Genomic DNA, 744 nt, shown 5'->3' on the forward strand with positions numbered 1-744 from the left:
CGTCAAGGCGTCGGACGTCGTGATCACGATGGGATGCGGCGGACGCCGTCACCGCCCTCGCGACCGCGGCTCCGCTGATCACGCCGTCCGCACCGGCGGCGGCCACGGGGGTCACGACGCCCGACCCCGACGAGTCCGCCCTCCCCGAGGCCTGAGCGCCGGGGCGGCGGCGTCAGTGCACGGACAGGCCGCCGTCGACGAACAGCGAGTGCCCGGTGACGTAGGCCGAGCCCGCACCGGCGAGGAACACCGCGGCGCCCGCGAAGTCGCTCGGCAGTCCGTTGCGTCCGATCATGGTGCGCGCGGCGAGGGCCGCGATGGTGTCGGGGTCCTGCTGCAGCCGGGCGTTCAGCGGGGTGAGCACGAACCCGGGCACCAGGGTGTTGCTCGTGACTCCGGTGCCACCCCAGGCCTCGGCTTCGGAGCGCATGAGCGACTCGACCGCGCCCTTCGACGCGCCGTACACGCCGCTGCCCACGAAAGCCCGGTGCGCCTGCTGCGAGCTGATGTGGATGAGCCGTCCGTAGCCGCGGAACGCCATGCCCCTCGCGTACCGCTGGCCGAGCAGGAACGGCGCCAGCGCGTTGACCGTCATGGTCGCGTCCCAGTCGTCCTGCGTGATCTCGGCGTAGGGCGGCCGGAGGTTGATGCCCGCCGAGTTCACCAGGATGTCCGGCTCGCCGAACGGCTCCGCGGCCGCGGCGGCCGCGGCGTGGATGCCGTCGCGCGTGCCCAGGTCGCCGA

At 73.8% G+C, this 744-nt stretch carries 1 protein-coding gene; it reads right to left on the minus strand.

Annotated features, from left to right (window positions below):
• Positions 1-172: 172 nt before the first annotated feature.
• On the minus strand, positions 173-744 hold a 572-nt coding region (locus tag DW299_RS15385; RefSeq protein WP_136037089.1), incomplete at its 5' end, for an SDR family NAD(P)-dependent oxidoreductase.

Origin of the sequence: Microbacterium sp. K35, assembly GCF_004794375.1 — a bacterium.
Classification (GTDB): Bacteria; Actinomycetota; Actinomycetes; order Actinomycetales; family Microbacteriaceae; genus Microbacterium; species Microbacterium sufflavum.